The organism is Arcicella rosea, from assembly GCF_014204325.1.
Lineage (GTDB): Bacteria > Bacteroidota > Bacteroidia > Cytophagales > Spirosomataceae > Arcicella > Arcicella rosea_A.
Genome location: NZ_JACHKT010000070.1, coordinates 1 through 1,417, shown reverse-complemented (window position 1 = coordinate 1,417; position 1,417 = coordinate 1). Strand labels below are relative to the sequence as shown.

Below are 1,417 nucleotides of genomic sequence, written 5' to 3'. Positions count from 1 at the left end.
CATTTGAAGATAGAATTTCACAAGTTGATTTATTGAGTTAGGGGGCTAGCCCCCTAACTCAATAAATCAACTGACACAGTTCAGTGAACACTCCCTCAATTGATTAAATAATTGTAGGGACGAGAGAGTTTAAGTATGATTTTATATTTTATTCAAATATTTCAAAAATAATTAATTATGAAACCAAGAGTATTTGTCAGTTCAACATATTATGATTTAAAACACGTTAGAGAAAGAATAGAGAAATTTATAGAAAATTATGGATTTGAATCAGTTCTCTTTGAAAGTGACAAAGTAACATATGAGCATGGAAAGCCAATTGATGATTCAGCGTATAATGAAGTGACTCTTTGTCACCTTATGGTTCTTATTGTTGGGGGGCGTTATGGAACTTCAGCAACTAGTTCAAACAAAGCTGAAGAGCAAAAAAAATACGAAAACGAATATGTATCAATTACAAGAAAGGAATTTGAAACGGCTTTAGTACGAAATATTCCTGTCTTTATTTTTATCGATAAAAACGTTTTTTCGGAGTATCAAACTTACAAAGCGAATCAGGAATTCTTTGATAATAATGACGCATATAAAGTATTCCAAGATTCTAAAGAGATAAAATTTAAATTTGCGCATGTTGATAATGCTAATGTATTTAGATTTATAGATTTAATAAAAGCAAAACCAATAAAAACTTTTGATAAAGTTGAAGAAGTGGAAATTTATCTTCAAAACCAAATAGCTGGTTTGTTCTATCTATATCTTGACGGCTTGCAAAAGCAAAATGAAGTAAATAAAGTTTTGGATACTGTCGCAGAATTAAATAATATTTCATTAAGAATGAACGAAATGTTAAATAGTGTGGGGAAAAAAATTCTAGGTAATGAAAATGAAGAATACGAAACTGTTATAAAAAAACAATTTGAAATGATTATTGATTTTTTTGCAGACCAGTTTTTTGAAATGATAGAAGTTGAGGAAACAAGTGGTGAAATTTCAGAAAATCAAAAAGATGAGATTACAGAATTGATTTTTATGACAATTTTAGATATCGAGATAAAATTTCCTGATAAGCTTAACAGTATAAGTAGAAGAAAGTGGAGAATTGAACATGATGAGAATTTAGTTGAGAATTTAAATGCTGAAATAGTAAGTAGAGGAATCCCATTAGTATTAGGGAAGGTTGATGTTACAAGAATGAATAGTATCTATCATTCCAAAGTAAAACCATTTATTAGCAATGAAGAAAATAGAGTAAAGCTTATTGACAGATTAAGACAAGAAATTGGAATATTAATATAACGTCTATCTTGACATTGTACAGAAACACTACTCTACCCGAAGATTTCTTTAAAGTTTTGATTGTAAGACATTTGTATATTTATCCATTTTGCAAATGCCCCAAAGCATTTATTCCAGAGTT

The 1,417-nt window shown here is 29.0% G+C and carries 1 protein-coding gene; it reads left to right on the top strand.

The features are described 5' to 3' along the window. Positions 1-177: 177 nt before the first annotated feature. Positions 178-1,296 carry a DUF4062 domain-containing protein gene (locus tag HNP25_RS21595; RefSeq protein ID WP_184137843.1) on the top strand — a complete coding sequence of 373 codons (1,119 nt, stop codon included), beginning with the start codon at positions 178-180 and terminating at the stop codon, positions 1,294-1,296. Positions 1,297-1,417: the final 121 nt, after the last annotated feature.

Bases quoted from the DNA above. Each gene is read 5' to 3' on its own strand.
- HNP25_RS21595 (WP_184137843.1), top strand. From the start codon at position 178: ATGAAACCAAGAGTATTTGTCAGTTCAACATATTATGATTTAAAACAC.